Raw genomic sequence first — 15137 nt, 5'->3', positions numbered from 1 at the left:
CGTCTTCTCCGATACAGGATTCTAAAAACCGCGAATGATAATGACTCGCATCTACTTTTGCAAATAAATGTTAAGCGCTATTGATTTGCATCAACAGTAACAAAAGTGTCACATTTCTACTCCCCATACAGAAACTCATCCACTAGCTGCTGATATCTACCTGAAGCTTTTATGTGATCCAGGCTTGCTTGCCATCGATCAATCTCATCATCAGATACATTTTTAGAAAAGGCGATAAAGCCTTCTGTTTCTCCCAGCATGACATTTGTTCTTTGTATTTGATGCAATGAAGATGGCGTTAGCTTTGACTTCAACCAGTTGAAGTCGTTATCCGCTATAGAGGTGTAGTCCACTCGCCCAGCCGCTAGCATTTTAAAGCATGATTTATAGTTAGTAGCCTTTACAATATTCCTCATCCCATGGGCGGCAACTATCTCACTGGTAATGCTATGTCTCACCAGGCAAAACCTGGAATTCAAATCCAGGTCATTTAAGCTGGCCGACTCGACGATATTGCTGCTGTTTTTATAGATATACATTTTATTGCTGATGATAGGACCAACCCACTTGAATTTAGTGGCTCTTTTCTTGGTCCATGCCACATGAAACAAAGCGTAATTATCTTTATGAGTGATTAAGTGCAAACCTCTGGATAGAGGAACATTTTTTATCTCACCCATAAGATTCATACGCTGCATCATGTCTTTTGCTAACTCATAGGTAAAAGCCCTGCGTCCCGAATGCTTTATCCCTTTAGTTTCACCATCCTCATCTCTAAATAAAGAATCTTCAGCATTATGTGTAAGGACGGTTATAGTAGAAGCACCTGCGGTACAACTCGCAAGCAAGAATATAAATACATACAGAACCTTCATGAGGAAATGCCTGAACAGAATTCACTAACTAATATTAGCAGGGGGAAAGAAGGTATTTGATATACTTAGCAGAACGGGGGCTGTGTACAAAGCTACCTCTCACGTCCAATAGAAGAAAGCGCTATATCACTAGCGTTACTTGTAACCTTTATATAATCAGGCCTACATATTATATGGTTTCTTGCTTGAAACAGATTACCCTGAAAATATATCACCGCCTTTCTTCCGTGGCTCTGATCATATCTACCGTACTGTCTGCTAATACAGTACAAGCAGAAACCATTACCGTTGCCGTTAACGAATACTGCCCTATTACCTGCATTATCAATCAAGCCAAACCAGGCGGCCTTGCAGTAGACGTGATGGAAATCGCCTTCCCCTCGCCAACCTATACACTTCTATATGAAGAAATGCCCTTTATGCGAGGCCTACAGCAAACCCAGGAAGGAACAACGACGGCCATGGCGACTGAGGAAGAAGATCCTAATTTCAATCTGGTGTATCCAAAGCATTTTAGAATTCATTCGAAAGCCTGCACTTATACATTGCCGAATTCCACATGGCGATATAACCCTGATGATCTTTCTTCACTGGATGAGGTAAAGATTGGTATGGTGCGCTACTACAACAGCCAGAAGATTGAGAAAAAATTAGAAGAGCTAGGCGACCAAGTTCTCTACCTCGCACCTGGAGCCAGCTCTATTGAATTGAGGATGTTACAAATGATCTTGAGCGGCAGAATTGACACTAGTTTTCTGCCAAACCTCGCGGCAGACTACTTGATCAAGAAAAACAATTGGCAAGATCGCCTACGAAAATCAGGCTGTGGAAACACGCTATATTCAGAGACTGTGGTCTTCTCACCTAGCCATCCCAAAGCGCAATTCTATGTCGACCAACTGGACAAGACCTATTTAGAACTTGTCCAGTCTGGTCGCTATGCGGAGTTATTAGAAAAATACGGTATTCGTCAATAACTCACAGATCTCATTATTTCCTGTATACAGGGAAGTCCGCACAAAGTTGCAGTACATTTTTCTTAGTCGTACTGATCACTTCTTCTAACTCTACACCTGGGCGACTAACTCCATCCAGCACATCACAGATCCATTCAGCTAACAGCTCTACCTCTGTTTCCTTCATCCCTCGAGAAGTGATTGCTGGCGTGCCGATTCGAATACCACTGGTCACAAAAGGTGATTGAGGATCATTGGGAACCGTATTTTTATTAACCGTGATATTCGCTTCGCCCAACGCGGCATCGGCAGCTTTACCGGTAATGCCCTTATCGATCAGATCCACCAAAAACAGATGGTTGTCTGTACCACCGGATACAATATTGTAACCACGGGCCTGCATGGCATTTGCCATAGCCCGCGCATTGGCTACGACTTGCTGTTGGTAGGTTTTAAAATCCGGCTGTAAAGCTTCTTGCAAGGCTACCGCCTTACCGGCAATAACATGCATTAAGGGACCGCCTTGAATGCCAGGAAAGATTAATGAGTTAAATTTCTTTTCCAGTTCAGCATTATTTTTCGCCAGGATCAGACCGCCACGTGGGCCGCGCAAGGTTTTGTGGGTAGTGATGGTTACCACATCGGCAATACCTACCGGATTTGGGTAAAGGCCCGCTGCGACCAAACCCGCCACGTGAGCCATATCAACGAACAGATAAGCTCCCACGCTATCGGCAATATCGCGGAAGCGCTGCCAATCCATCACGCGGGAATAGGCAGAGAAACCGGCAACGATCATTTTCGGTTTATGCGCTAATGCTAAAGCTTCAACCTGATCGTAATCAATTTCACCGGTTTCGGGATTTAAACCATACTGAATTGCGTTGTATATCTTGCCGGAAAAGTTGGGTTTGGCACCATGGGTTAGGTGTCCACCGTGATCCAGGGAAAGACCAAGAAACGTATCACCCGGTTGTAACAACGCCATATAAACAGCGGCGTTAGCCTGGGAACCAGAGTGTGGTTGCACGTTGGCATAATCAGCATTGAACAGTGCTTTGGCACGGTCTATCGCCAGCTGCTCCACCACATCGACATGCTCACAACCACCGTAGTAACGCTTGCCCGGATAACCCTCGGCGTATTTGTTGGTTAGTTGTGTGCCCTGAGCCTCCATCACCAAAGGGCTGGTGTAGTTTTCAGAGGCAATCAGTTCGATATGTTCTTCCTGACGCCGGGTTTCACCCTCAATGGCTGCCCACAGCTGGGGATCAAAATCGGCTATGGCATCGTTACTATTGAACATGGGGATTCTTCTCCTGGTACGGCTCACTCTCACATTAAGAAGAATCTTACGCAGCCGACAGGGATTTGATAAATCAATAGTTCAAATATGATTATTTATATTGCTTATAGCTTATTACAGATCAAAAACCCGGCCAGGATTTAATAGCGACAGCGGATCCAGGGTTTTCTTCAATGCGCGCATAAGCTCTACTTCAGCCCGACTGCGGCTATGGCCCAACCAGGCCTTTTTCTCCAGACCAATACCGTGCTCGGCTGAAACTGCCCCCTCAAATTGACGCAGTGGTTCATAAACATCCTCATCTGCCTGGTGATGTAAATGACTTCTTTCACCCTCACAAAGTGGACTTATAAATAGATGTAAGTTTCCATCAGCCATATGGCCCAACACTGAACATTCTGATTCGGGCCAACGTTCCTGCAGTCGCTCTTTTACCTGTGCGACATAAGCTGCCATATCTTTAATAGGCAAACTGATGTCATAGAGAAATGTAGGCGGCTGTTGATAAAGCGCCTCAAAGTTTTCGCGGATGTCCCATAACTGCCGTCGCTCTAGTTCGCTTTTTGGTAACACCGCATCAACGATAATACCGTCTTCCAAAGACTGTTCTAGCAATGTAGAAAAACGCGCTCCATCTGTGTCAGGATCTGCACCTTCTGCTTCCAACATGACATAAAAACTGTAATCGCTAGACATCGGCGATTTGTGCCAACCCGGTTGGGTTACCCGCTGAATATAATCACCCCACATCACTTCAAACGCACTGAGTGCGCCAGCCAAGTCACGCTGTAAATGATTCAATAGCTGGGTGACCTGTTCAAAAGAATCCAGTGCGACCAATGCACTGTTACAACTTAACGGTTGCGGGAATAAGCGAACAACAAGCCGCGTAATTACACCCAGCGTGCCTTCTGTACCAATAAACAACTGCTTGAGGTCATAACCGGAATTATTTTTCAGCATTTGATTCATGGATGATACAACAGTGCCATCGGGTAACACCGCTTCCAGCCCCAGTACAAGGTTGCGCATCATGCCGTAACGCAACACATTAATACCACCGGCATTGGTCGCAGCATTACCACCCAGTGTGCAGGAACCCCGAGCGCCCAAATCCAACGGGAATCGTAACTGCTGATCGGCAACCGCCTGCTGTAGGGTTTCCAGTATCACACCGGCTTGTACCTGAGCCGTGCCACCAATAGGATCAATAACTTCAATGTGATTCATACGCTCCAGCGACAATATAATTTCATCGTCTGCCGCCACGCAACCTTCTACACAGCCGGTTAATCCGCCTTGGGTAACAACGGATATCTGGTGCTTATAACTCCAGCGCAGTAACTCACTGACTTGCTCTGTGGTTGCTGGTTTTACCAGCGCCATCGCCTCGGTGGGGGCAGCGTTCCAATAACTGACGGCCCGCTCCTGGAGCTCATTACCGTGTATAACAGCCTCTGTGCCAAAGAGCTGCTGTAATTCAAGGATATAATCGTTAGATTGTGCCTGACTCATAGTGTATGACCATACCGATAGCTAGTGTTTGATAAGGCATTGACGATTGTATCTAGTTATAGCCTTTCCATCTATTACAGGTATACTGAAGTATCATCCATATTCACCTTTTATTGGATTACTGCGTGTGAATTCAATTGATAAGTATAGGCAAGACACTATCCAGCCAGCCTGGCTGATGGATTTTTTTGATAGCCATAAAGTGGATATCGCCGAACTGGCTGCAGTTGTAAATATGGACCCCGATACACTGCTTGATGAACAAGGCAATATGCCTCAGATTGCCTACCTCAAACTGGTGGAATGGGCTGCTGATCGCTTTCAAATGCCACATCTGGGCCTATGGATGGCAGAGAACCATGATACCTCCCAGTTTGGCGTCATCGGCTTTTTATATACTTGCTCATCCAACTTCGGTGAATTTTGTAAATTACTGCAACGCTACCAACGTATTATTATGACGGGGTCTGAGTTTCAATTTATCGATGACGACGACCTGATTGAAGCGAGATTTACCACAAGCATCGACGACGTTGAGTTAACATCCCATGCTGCAGAGTTTGCCATGGGCGTCATGATCGATACTATTCAAACCTTTACCAAGAATCTTTGGCACCCGGTTAAGACCTGCTTTGCCCATTCAGTCATAGAGCCTGAGAATGATTACGCAAACCTTTTTGGCTCTAATCTCTTCTTTAATCAAGCGCATAACAGCTTCTGGTTTGAACGCTCATTGTTCGAGCTAACGCTGAACTCTGCTACCCCGGAACTGCTTCCTGTTATGACCGCGCAAGCCAACAGGCTATTAGCAGATATTGAGGAACGACATGATTTTCTCGGCTATGTACGTCTTCAGCTTCGCGCCCAATTAACCAATGAAGCGTTTGATATGGAAGCACTGGCCAAGCAGTTAAATATGACCAGCCGCACACTGCACCGCCAATTAAATCAACTGGGGTTTAACTTTAACAGCCTGCGTATTGATTTGATTATGGAGATGGCGAAGGAGGCACTGTTAAAGTCAGATGCCAAAGTCACTGATATCGCCCAAGAACTGGGCTATTCGGAATCAAGTGCCTTTGTGCGCGTCTTTAAACGCAACGAGGGTATGAGCCCGTTACAGTTCAGAAAATCACACGCGGCGTAAATTAATCGATAACAGACAGGGGATTAACCTAATCCCCTGTCTGTATCATTAACGACTTAAACCTCTCAACTGGCCTTTAACCACCAAAAGCGTAAGAGAAGTCAACACCTACCATACGCGGCTCATTACGCGTATAGGTCTTCATAGTGCCCCCCAGGTCACCATAGACAGTGTTTGCATAATTGATCCCTGAGCTATCACGATATTCGGCATCCGTCAGGTTGGTTCCCCAAATTGAAGCGGTCCAACGCTCGTCTGCCGATTCCAGGCTGATACGGGCATTGAGAATACCGTAGCTGCCAGACATAAGATCCGACTCTTCGAACACAATGCCATTACCTTGCAACCCTTCTACATCCGCATTCGACAGTCGGTAACTTTCCGAATAACTGTAAGTCGCATTCAGGCGCAGATTGCCAGCATCACCCAGAGGGTAGAGATAATCGGCACTGGCAATGGTGGAGAACTTCGGTGCGCGTGCCAGCTCCTGGCCTTTTCTCACAGCAAAGGCGGTACCGCCAGCACCCGATACCGATACATCATCCATATACTCTGTATCCAGGTAACTGGTGCTTAAGCCTAACGTTAAGTTCTCTGTCGCCTGAAAAGCAAATTCCAGCTCAACGCCCATAACTTCGGCATCACCACCCAGGTTAACGGCAGCAATGGAGCCCGGTTCTGCTACCTGGAACTGGTAATCTTTATAGTCGGTTAAGAAAGCCGATGCATTCGCTAATAAACGACCATCCATCCAAGTGGACTTCAGACCCATTTCATAGTTTGTGCTTTTTTCCTTATCAAACGAAGCCACAGGTTCGCCGCCTGAGGATAACTCGGTGTTAAAACCACCGGACTTATAACCCTGACTAACGCCGGCATAAACAGTTGCATCCTCGGCGATCTGATAATCAAATACCAGACGACCCGATACATCACTCCAGTCATCCTTGCCCTCTGCCAGTCGGTTAGTACCGTCTTGAGTAATGCCGTTAACAATATTTGGGTAGAAGAGCTGCTCTGCACCAGGCGTTTGACCTGCAGTTTGCTGAACATCATCCCAATCGACTTCTTTTTCGTCGTAGGAATAACGCGCACCCACGGTCATATTTAACTTTTCAGTGAGTTGAAAAATCACATCACCAAAGAGAGCGTAACTATCGGTTGTGACATTACTGTAGTTCTGCGCGGCTCCGAGAGTACCCAGCGCTAAATCTCCAGGCGTGGTACCGCCAGACGCGGCGTAATACGCCCAACCGACGGCCGGCAATGCATAGTTAAGACCTTCCTGCGCTTTACTGGTGTAATAGTTCGCACCCACAAACCAATCGATACTTTCGTCACTATAACTCAGGCGAAATTCCTGACTATAGGTCCTGAACTTTGATTCGGCATAGCCCACATAGCCTGTGGTAAAAGGTATTGAACCCGCCGCTACAGAAAAGTTACCACCGACAGTATCAGCACCATACTCAGAAGAATAACGGTATGACGTCGTCGACAATAGCGAATACTCGTCATTAATATCCCACTCCACATTAACGGCAACACCGTTAATTTCACGTTCGAGTGTTGGTTTTAAGGCAATAAGATTTCCCAGAGCGTCATTGTAGGTACCGCTACCGGAAGCTGAGCTGCCATCCAGTTTGTGGGTTGTACTAAATCCTGCACCAGGATCAAGCGTGCCCACTTCTTCAATAACCAGACCACCTGCGGTACCGTCCTGTTTGGCATGATCGAGGCTTAGCTCAACGGTGACATCATCTGAGGCCAACCATTGAATACGCGATCGAATACTGTGCTTATCCTGTTCATAAAGATTTGGGCCATTTGGCATATCGGTATTGGTTTGCCAACCATCGCGCTCACGATAGGTAACACTGGTGCGGGTCAACAGTGTGTCTGAAATAGGTAGGTTTAATACCCCCTGGACAGTGCGCAGATCATCAGATCCAGCGCCAATCTTAACCGAACCTTCAACAACATCCGTAGGCGCATTGGTTCTGATACTGATGGCACCGGCCGCGGCGTTGCGACCAAAGATGGTACCCTGCGGGCCTCGCAGGACCTCAACCTGGGCAATATCGGCCAGATCGGCTATGGCGGAGATATCAGGTTGGTATACACCATCAATATAAATGGCCGTACTCTGCTCAAGGCCGACACCCAGAGCTTCGGTACCCACACCGCGAATAGCCAGATTGCCACCATCGTCAATATTACTGAACGATACACCTGGGGCCAGGTTACTGATATCGGAAATGGAACTTACCGCATTCTGCTCTAGCTGATCAGCACTCAACGCCTGAACCGATAGAGGAACATCCTGTAAACTTTGTTCACGTTTTTGTGCGGTAACGACGATTTCTTCCAGTGCAAACTCTTGGGCCTGACCCGCCATAGGCAACATAGCCATCCCTAGGGCCAGGGATGTCCATTTGTATGGAAATACACCATTGTTCATGTCTTAACTCTCCAATAGTTATTATAGTATTTTCTGAATAACTCTCTGCAGTAGCCGCTTGTTATTGACAACTCTTGCTGAGTAACACTGTAAAGAAAAGCAATACTGTCGGCATGGCATCTTCAGACGGCCAAATTGACATCTTCAGACAGCAGCAGTTTCCCCAAGTACAAAAAAAGGGGCCGAGCAGCCCCTGAAGAGAGAATTCAAATGGCTTTACTGAGCATTTTCTGCAATAAATTGCGTCAATAAAGCGGTACCTTGATCAGGCTCACCGGCTAACAATAAGCCAACCGCATCGGCCTGTGCCTGCTCTTGAGCGACAACGTAGGCAAAAAACGCTTTATCCTGCTCAGGCGATACCGCCTCAAGCGCCTGTAATTGGGCTACATACTTTACCGTTGCTTTGTGGATAACCTTCAGCGATGTTTCAGGCATTATATTGCTCATACACATCCCCAGCCGGGTTCGCGTTCTTGTCCACCACCTTGGCTCAACACTCAATTGGTGCTTACTGGCAACAGGCGAAAATTTCTTTTGGTTCAGCTTCTCCAGTTCCAGGTAAGCCTTAAAGAATTCCAGGTTAGGGTTAACATCGCCAGTACGAACCAATGCTTCCATACTTGCCAGCGCAAAGGCACGGTTTTGGATCTCGTAATCAAACAGATTTATAAATTCTTTACTCACAGTTTCATCCTTTACAGTTGTCGCCTGACATGCCGAGACAGTCACTAAACTTAATAACAATATAAATACACGCACAACCATCTTCATTTAGCCTCCACGGCTACCCCATTTGAATGAACTGATTGCCTAACGTTAATCACCTGCGCTTTTTTGATATTGCTATTGAGCCAATTCAAAAATATCAACTGTACAAATACGAGGGCTAGAGCAGTATAAATCCACTCTGGCGCCCCCTCTTCAACCGCCATGTAATAGCCAAAGTGAATATCACAGAGATATATACCCACATACAACCACATGACACTCAGGAAAATTTCTCGTTTAGCTAACAAAAACGTCACCAATATCCCACCCCAGAGGGAGGCCATCGCGTAATCAATATAACTAATGCTTGCATAAATGCGTTGCGTCATACCTTCAGCCATCGCCTGCTCGGGAGTAACCGCAGCAACCTCAATACCAATACTGATAAACAGGGCAACATTAAACAAACAAAAGCCAACAACAAAAATATTCTTAAACATGTTTACTCCTAAATACATTCCTATCGAAGAAGTTGTTCTTTTACCGCTCGCCAGGCAGCTTTAACTGCGCCATTCACATAAGCCTCAGCTTCAGAGTCTGAATTAGCTATGGTGATGTTGCCGATAGGTTTACGTCCTAGCTCGTGAGGAGCCTGACCTTGCTCCCATTCGGGGTCAAATAAATCGAAATAGCCATAGGCATAACCATGGGACCAACGGTTAACCGTGATAGCCTCCAGGTCTTTCTCTGCATCAAAGCCAAACTGGCCAAACATTTTATTTAGCTGTTCTTTAATATCCGTTTCATAGTCAGAGAAAGGTGTTGAATAAAGCTTATACCGCCCCTGCCTAAATAGATCACGAACGGTTTGGTTCGGGTTATCCAAATCTCTCTGCGGCGGTGGCGATGCTGTCATAAACAACGCCGTTGGCTCACCATCCACAACCTTGTGCTCGTACTCACCCATCGTGGTTAAAGGCGTTACATGTACTACCTGAAACGGGCTATTGGGGCAGTTAAATAGATTCACTCCAGCCTTATTGATAACAGCACCATCACGAATCAAAACATTGACGTAAAGGAAAGGCGCTTTCACACCATATTTAAGGTGCTCTTTTTGCTGCTTCGGTAATTCCGGACACAGATGAGGAATAATGCCGTTGTAACAGGCCAATATACTGTGCTTAGCTTTGACTCGTAGGTTTTTAGGCGCGCTACCACTTTTATCCACATAGGAAACCGTAACGCTACCATCAGGTTGATTTCTGGCTTCTACCACAGTGGAATTCAGTCTGAGCCTTACGAGGTTTTCCGGAGCATCCAGTTTTTGATAGTCGAATTTTGCCGTAACCACATCGGTCATCGAATTGCCGGAAGCCACTCCTGGTATTAAACGTCTAACAAGCATTCGAGCTATGCTGGCATTGCCATCGGGGAAGAAACTGGCGGTATACACATTATTAGGATCTACGGCTAAATCTGCGGCTAACTTTCCGAGTGAACCTACCGATTGTAAGCCCGGCGCACCAGAGGCAAACGCTTCCGTTAACGACAAAGAATCTGCCCCCACACAATTAGACATACGTACAAATGAATCGGAGAAAGATAAGGCGCGATTGGTGAGACCAACCCTGTGGACAAGAAATTCCTTGTAGCTAGTGGATGCGATATATTCGAGCTTCTCATTTAATGACATGTCAGCGAGGTAATCTTTACCGCCACTAAAGAATGTCATTAGTCGCTGTTTTTCATCTTCAGGTAACTCTAGCTGAGCAATAAGCTCTTTATAGTTCCCCTTGCCATATTGAGCAGGCAGCCACATGCCATTAACAATTTTCTCGCTCTGCTCATCTAAAAACAAACCCATAGGTTGATCCATTTTCGCGACCGGAAATTCTGGATGTACAGCCTGCTCCAACTGGTCAAAATCAACCCCCAACTCCTCAAGAAAATCTCGAGTAATGGTGTCGTACTCATCAGGGTATTCAAGATTCTGGCTGCCACCGTAACCCAACAACATTTTTCCCTGGGAGTGGAATTCGTTGCGCTTGGCGTGACCGCCAAAGTCATCATGATTATCGAGGATTAATATTCTCTGATTACCACCTGTATGCTTTTGATATAGGGATGCCGCCGCTAGACCACTGATACCCGCACCAACAACGATTAAATCATACTCTTCATTAATATCTGCATAACGCTCCGGTTTAACACCCCGCCACGCCATATCATGGGCCACTTCATATGAGCCCTCATGGCTGCCGCGCATCCCATTTCTGGTGGGTGGGTAGTAGTCAGCGGGTAATTCCTGCTGTCCAGATTCCATACCTCTGGCTTGGGTAATACTCTCAGCCATCAAGGTTTTCGGGGCCAATGCTGCACCGGCCAGGCTAAAGGCCATCCCGTTCATAAAATCCCGGCGCTTAATGCTTTTTGTCATATCTCATACCTGGCATTTAAAAGGGGGTGACAAAGCACCCCAAACAGAGAGCGGAGGCAGATCAATTGCTTATACAGAAGTGTTTCCAAGCGACTCAATCTGTCACGATGATCAGTGTACGAGCATTGGTAATAGGCTGCATGGCATCTTCAGACACCAAAATTGACCTAAGACGACATGAATGCCGGGTAAGAAATCACGAGAGAAGGACTGTCAGCACACCCTGGGGCTGACAGTCATATAGTGACAATGAATTATGGGGATTTAACGGGATCAGCATACTCTCTGAGCAGCTGCTTCAATAAGTCTGGATCCTTCTGTTTGAGTTCTTCCAACCCCGCTTTGACCTGACTGCCCAAGGCATGCTTATGCTGTTGTTTTACCGCTTCAATCTGCTTAACCAGAGCCTCCAGTTTTTCAACGGCCGAGCCTTTCTCACCATGGGCAACTTCGAGTAATGCTTCCGAAACTATGCCTAACTGCTTACCGTAACTGGCGACATCGGCAACCACCGATCCTTCGAGCTGCCGATTACCGGCGAAATTAACTTCCAACTGCGGAGAAAACCAACTGGTAATCGGTGAGATATCTTGAGTGACATTACCACTCAGAGGCCATTTATTAAGATCGGGCCATGGGAACATCCAGGGGAACATATCAAACTCCTTTTGACATTGATAAATGAGCTATTGTTTGTAACGTAAAACGATGACAAATTAACGTAACAAGAATTGTCAGGCGCCATACTGATGCATAATTTCAACCACCTGCACCTGATAGGACTTATACCACTTAGCTTTGCCTTGTTTTTGCGCCTGTAAATGGACAGGATCATTTTTCCAGGTTTGAATGGCTTGCTTACTGGGCCAATAGGAAATGGCGATTTCGCGCTTGCCTTCCGTGCACGACGAGAATTCTGTGCAACCGTATTCATTGAGCGCAAGTTCTCTTAACCTACTTGCCGTCTCCAGATATGCCTGATCAAATTCATTAACTTCTGCTTTAAAGATAACGGCATACATAGGGGCTACTCCTTGCTTTTATGGGCGACCTTATGGGCATGTTGCTCCCAGTTTTGGCCATCAAAATTGGTGATATTGACAGCCGCAGGTTTTGTATCCAGACAGTTAACATTGACATCAATACCATCTGGATTGGAGCGCGGGGTATAAAACGGTTTCACACCACACACCTTGCAGAAGGTATGCTTGGCAACACCGGTATTAAAGCTATAAGTCGTTAGCGAGTCTTTACCCTTAAGCAGTTTAAATTTACTTAAGGGTACGATCAGGTGTAAGAAACCTGATTTACTGCAAATGGAACAATTACAGTAATCAGCCTCCAACACCTCCGGGGCTTCCACTTCAAATTCAACCGCCTGGCAATGACAGCTGCCTTTATACATCATGATGTATCTTCCTTGAGGTATTAACTAACGAATAGATTGATCACGCTCTAACACCCAGCACCTGGGATTATGACTAAAACCAATAGGTTCGTAATATTCATTGGCAGCAGGGGCGGCCAAAAGAATTAATTTACATTGCGGCTTTAATTGATCCTGGGTCAGTCGCAGTAATTGTTTACCAATGCCCAGTTTTTGATAAGACGCTGACACAGCCAGATCCGATAAATAACAGGCATAATGGAAATCTGTTACAGAGCGAGCAATACCAACCAATTGACCGTTATCCCATGCCGACACCATCAGGTTACTGTTTGCCAGCATTCCCTGCAAACAATCGTCATCATCAATAGGCCGACGATCACCCAGGGTGGAGTTAATCAGTAATTGCTTAAAGTCTGCCAGAGAAACCGCTGCGTTAACTTTATATTCCATATCTGTATTTTCAAGCATCCCTTGTTAACGTTGCGAGGCTAGGTTTGGCTTACCACTTGATTACGCCCGTTTTCCTTGGCCGAGTAAAGTGCAATATCAGCTTGTTTCAACATTGACTCAAGGGTGCCCACCGTTCCTAAATGTGCCACGCCAATACTGGTGGTAAATTGTAAATCTCCCTTGGGAGTGGACACAGTAATGCGCTCTACTTCCTGACGTAAGCGCTCGGCCATCTCTACGGAACCCTCAGCGCTTTCGTCAAATAAAAGGGCAAACTCTTCCCCACCCATACGGCCAAAAATATCACTGCTGCGAATGGTATTTTTAACCACCTCACTGAAGGCTTTTAGAACCTGATCACCAATATCATGGCCATAGCTGTCGTTGATAGCCTTAAATCGATCCAAGTCCATCATCAACATACTCAGAGGTTGCTCTCGGCGCAGCGCCAGGCTTAAACGCATTTCAGCCTTATTGATAAAGCTACGACGGTTATCAATACCCGTCAGATAATCGGTTCTGGCTTCCATCTCCGCTTGCAGTTTGGCCTGCTTCAATTCATGGGTGCGTTCTTCTACCAGATCTCTCAGCTCTTCTTTTGATTCTTCCAGCTTGCGCAGATACTTTTTCTCGGCATGCTCTTTTTGCACCCTTAACATATGTACCTTGATGCCCATGGCGGCCATAATCGTAAGCATTTCGGTAAACGAAGCTAAAGGCGGCCAGTAGTAATTGACAAAGCTTGGCGCCACCACACCCACATCTCGCAGTACCTGAGTGACCAATCCAAAAATCAACAATCCCCAGGCGAGGATAAACACAGCCGCTTCTTTTGAGCCCTGACGCCATCGCGCAAATCCAACAACCACCATAATCGGGTACATAAACAGCGCGAAAGTCATGGACATAACGGTTAACGGCGTCAGCTTGAAAAGTGCTGTGATAAAGAGAAACACCGCATTCGCCATCATTAATATCAGCAATTTATCCAGCTTGGGGATAAATTGCTGGGACTGTAAAAACAGGCGCGCAAAAAACAGGGCGCAGAAAATGGTCACAGCACCACTGATGGACATATAGCTCCAGTGGAAATTCTCGGTGATCACATACTGGTGGGCATAACCCATGATCACGCCCCACACGGTAATTTTCGATAACGAATACACCGAGTAGGCATAAAAGGTTTTCTCATTGGTCGCCAGGCCTGCCACCAACGCGAAGATCGACATCAAAAAGAAACCGCCAAACAGGAACGCCATCATACCGGTTTCTACGGTGAGACTGGCCTGCAGAGCAGCGGGCGTCCAGATACGCATGCTGGGGTAGACATAACCTTGGCGATCCGAATTGTATCTGACCAATACCTCTCGCGATTCAGCCGGGGCTAATTCCACCTCGACCACAAAACGATTATGGGACACTGGACGCTCGGAAAATGGATTACCTAAAAACAGATCGGCAATTTGCTGGAATCCCACGGCTTGTAATGGACGATCAAATGCCTGTAGCGAAATCAATTGATGATCGACATATTCCAAATGCAAACGCAGTTGTTCGGATGTGGTATTTCGCAGGATAAAATAAGACCAGAAGGAGCCCGGCTGCAGACCTGTAGAACCTGCCGTATCCAAGGGTTTGAATTTGCCCTGTTGATTAGCCTGCCAAGCCTGCTCAAGGGTGGCTTCGCCTTCCGGGTCATGCCAAATTGCCTGCAAACCGGTCAGCTGAGTGCCAGCCTCTAAGTTATCCACAGTTATGACTGAAACATCTGCGCGAGCGGAGGCTCCTAAACAAAAGACAAGCAGCAAGATGTATATCAGGCGAGACATATCAAGTTAGTCACTATTTACATCGGTGATACCACAAAGCTCTTTATTTCTATGCTG

At 46.3% G+C, this 15137-nt stretch carries 14 protein-coding genes; 2 read left to right on the top strand and 12 right to left on the bottom strand.

The genetic code is table 11. From position 1 onward, the window contains the following. Positions 1-116: 116 nt before the first annotated feature. On the bottom strand, positions 117-875 hold the full coding sequence (locus tag ACGHZ6_RS04470) for a substrate-binding periplasmic protein (protein ID WP_390617607.1): 759 nt from the start codon (positions 873-875) through the stop codon (positions 117-119). 185 nt (positions 876-1060) lie between these two features. On the opposite strand from ACGHZ6_RS04470, the gene ACGHZ6_RS04465 reads away from it, so the two are divergent. Then, positions 1061-1852: a hypothetical protein gene (locus ACGHZ6_RS04465; RefSeq protein ID WP_390617606.1), complete on the top strand. Its 792-nt coding sequence runs from the start codon at positions 1061-1063 to the stop codon at positions 1850-1852. 13 nt (positions 1853-1865) lie between these two features. Here the strand turns inward: ACGHZ6_RS04465 and glyA are convergent, their stop codons facing one another. Beyond that, positions 1866-3137 (bottom strand): serine hydroxymethyltransferase, encoded by a 1272-nt coding sequence (gene glyA / locus ACGHZ6_RS04460; protein ID WP_390617605.1) that lies wholly within the window; start codon positions 3135-3137, stop codon positions 1866-1868. A gap of 114 nt (positions 3138-3251) precedes the next feature. Beyond that, positions 3252-4652: an FAD-binding oxidoreductase gene (locus tag ACGHZ6_RS04455; protein ID WP_390617604.1), complete on the bottom strand. Its 1401-nt coding sequence runs from the start codon at positions 4650-4652 to the stop codon at positions 3252-3254. A gap of 127 nt (positions 4653-4779) precedes the next feature. On the opposite strand from ACGHZ6_RS04455, the gene ACGHZ6_RS04450 reads away from it, so the two are divergent. Next, positions 4780-5799, top strand: a complete 1020-nt coding sequence (locus ACGHZ6_RS04450) for an AraC family transcriptional regulator ligand-binding domain-containing protein (protein ID WP_390617603.1) — start codon at positions 4780-4782, stop codon at positions 5797-5799. Between the two features lie 76 nt (positions 5800-5875). On the opposite strand, the gene ACGHZ6_RS04445 is transcribed toward ACGHZ6_RS04450, so the two are convergent. From ACGHZ6_RS04445 to ACGHZ6_RS04405, 9 genes are all read right to left on the bottom strand, one after another. Further along, a complete protein-coding gene (locus tag ACGHZ6_RS04445) occupies positions 5876-8260 on the bottom strand; it encodes a TonB-dependent receptor (RefSeq protein ID WP_390617602.1) in 2385 nt (794 codons plus the stop codon). 216 nt (positions 8261-8476) lie between these two features. Beyond that, positions 8477-8947, bottom strand: a complete 471-nt coding sequence (locus ACGHZ6_RS04440; protein WP_390617601.1) for a hypothetical protein — start codon at positions 8945-8947, stop codon at positions 8477-8479. Positions 8948-9030: 83 nt separating this feature from the next. Next, complete coding sequence (locus ACGHZ6_RS04435) at positions 9031-9471, bottom strand: hypothetical protein (RefSeq protein ID WP_390617600.1); 441 nt, start codon at positions 9469-9471, stop codon at positions 9031-9033. A 20-nt stretch (positions 9472-9491) separates the two neighbouring features. After that, positions 9492-11411 (bottom strand): NAD(P)-binding protein, encoded by a 1920-nt coding sequence (locus ACGHZ6_RS04430; protein WP_390617599.1) that lies wholly within the window; start codon positions 11409-11411, stop codon positions 9492-9494. 254 nt (positions 11412-11665) lie between these two features. Continuing rightward, positions 11666-12067: a hypothetical protein gene (locus tag ACGHZ6_RS04425; RefSeq protein WP_390617598.1), complete on the bottom strand. Its 402-nt coding sequence runs from the start codon at positions 12065-12067 to the stop codon at positions 11666-11668. A gap of 78 nt (positions 12068-12145) precedes the next feature. Next, complete coding sequence (locus tag ACGHZ6_RS04420; protein WP_390617597.1) at positions 12146-12433, bottom strand: antibiotic biosynthesis monooxygenase family protein; 288 nt, start codon at positions 12431-12433, stop codon at positions 12146-12148. 5 nt (positions 12434-12438) lie between these two features. Continuing rightward, positions 12439-12819: a GFA family protein gene (locus tag ACGHZ6_RS04415; protein WP_390617596.1), complete on the bottom strand. Its 381-nt coding sequence runs from the start codon at positions 12817-12819 to the stop codon at positions 12439-12441. Between the two features lie 24 nt (positions 12820-12843). Continuing rightward, a complete protein-coding gene (locus ACGHZ6_RS04410) occupies positions 12844-13269 on the bottom strand; it encodes a GNAT family N-acetyltransferase (protein WP_390617595.1) in 426 nt (141 codons plus the stop codon). A gap of 20 nt (positions 13270-13289) precedes the next feature. Next, positions 13290-15002 (bottom strand): diguanylate cyclase, encoded by a 1713-nt coding sequence (locus tag ACGHZ6_RS04405; RefSeq protein ID WP_390617594.1) that lies wholly within the window; start codon positions 15000-15002, stop codon positions 13290-13292. Positions 15003-15137: the final 135 nt, after the last annotated feature.

The sequence above is a fragment of the Maricurvus nonylphenolicus genome (assembly GCF_042854845.1).
In the GTDB taxonomy this organism is placed as follows: Bacteria; Pseudomonadota; Gammaproteobacteria; order Pseudomonadales; family Cellvibrionaceae; genus Maricurvus; species Maricurvus nonylphenolicus.
The sequence above is the reverse complement of the archived record's forward strand: the minus strand, read 5'-3'. Positions and strand labels throughout refer to the sequence as shown.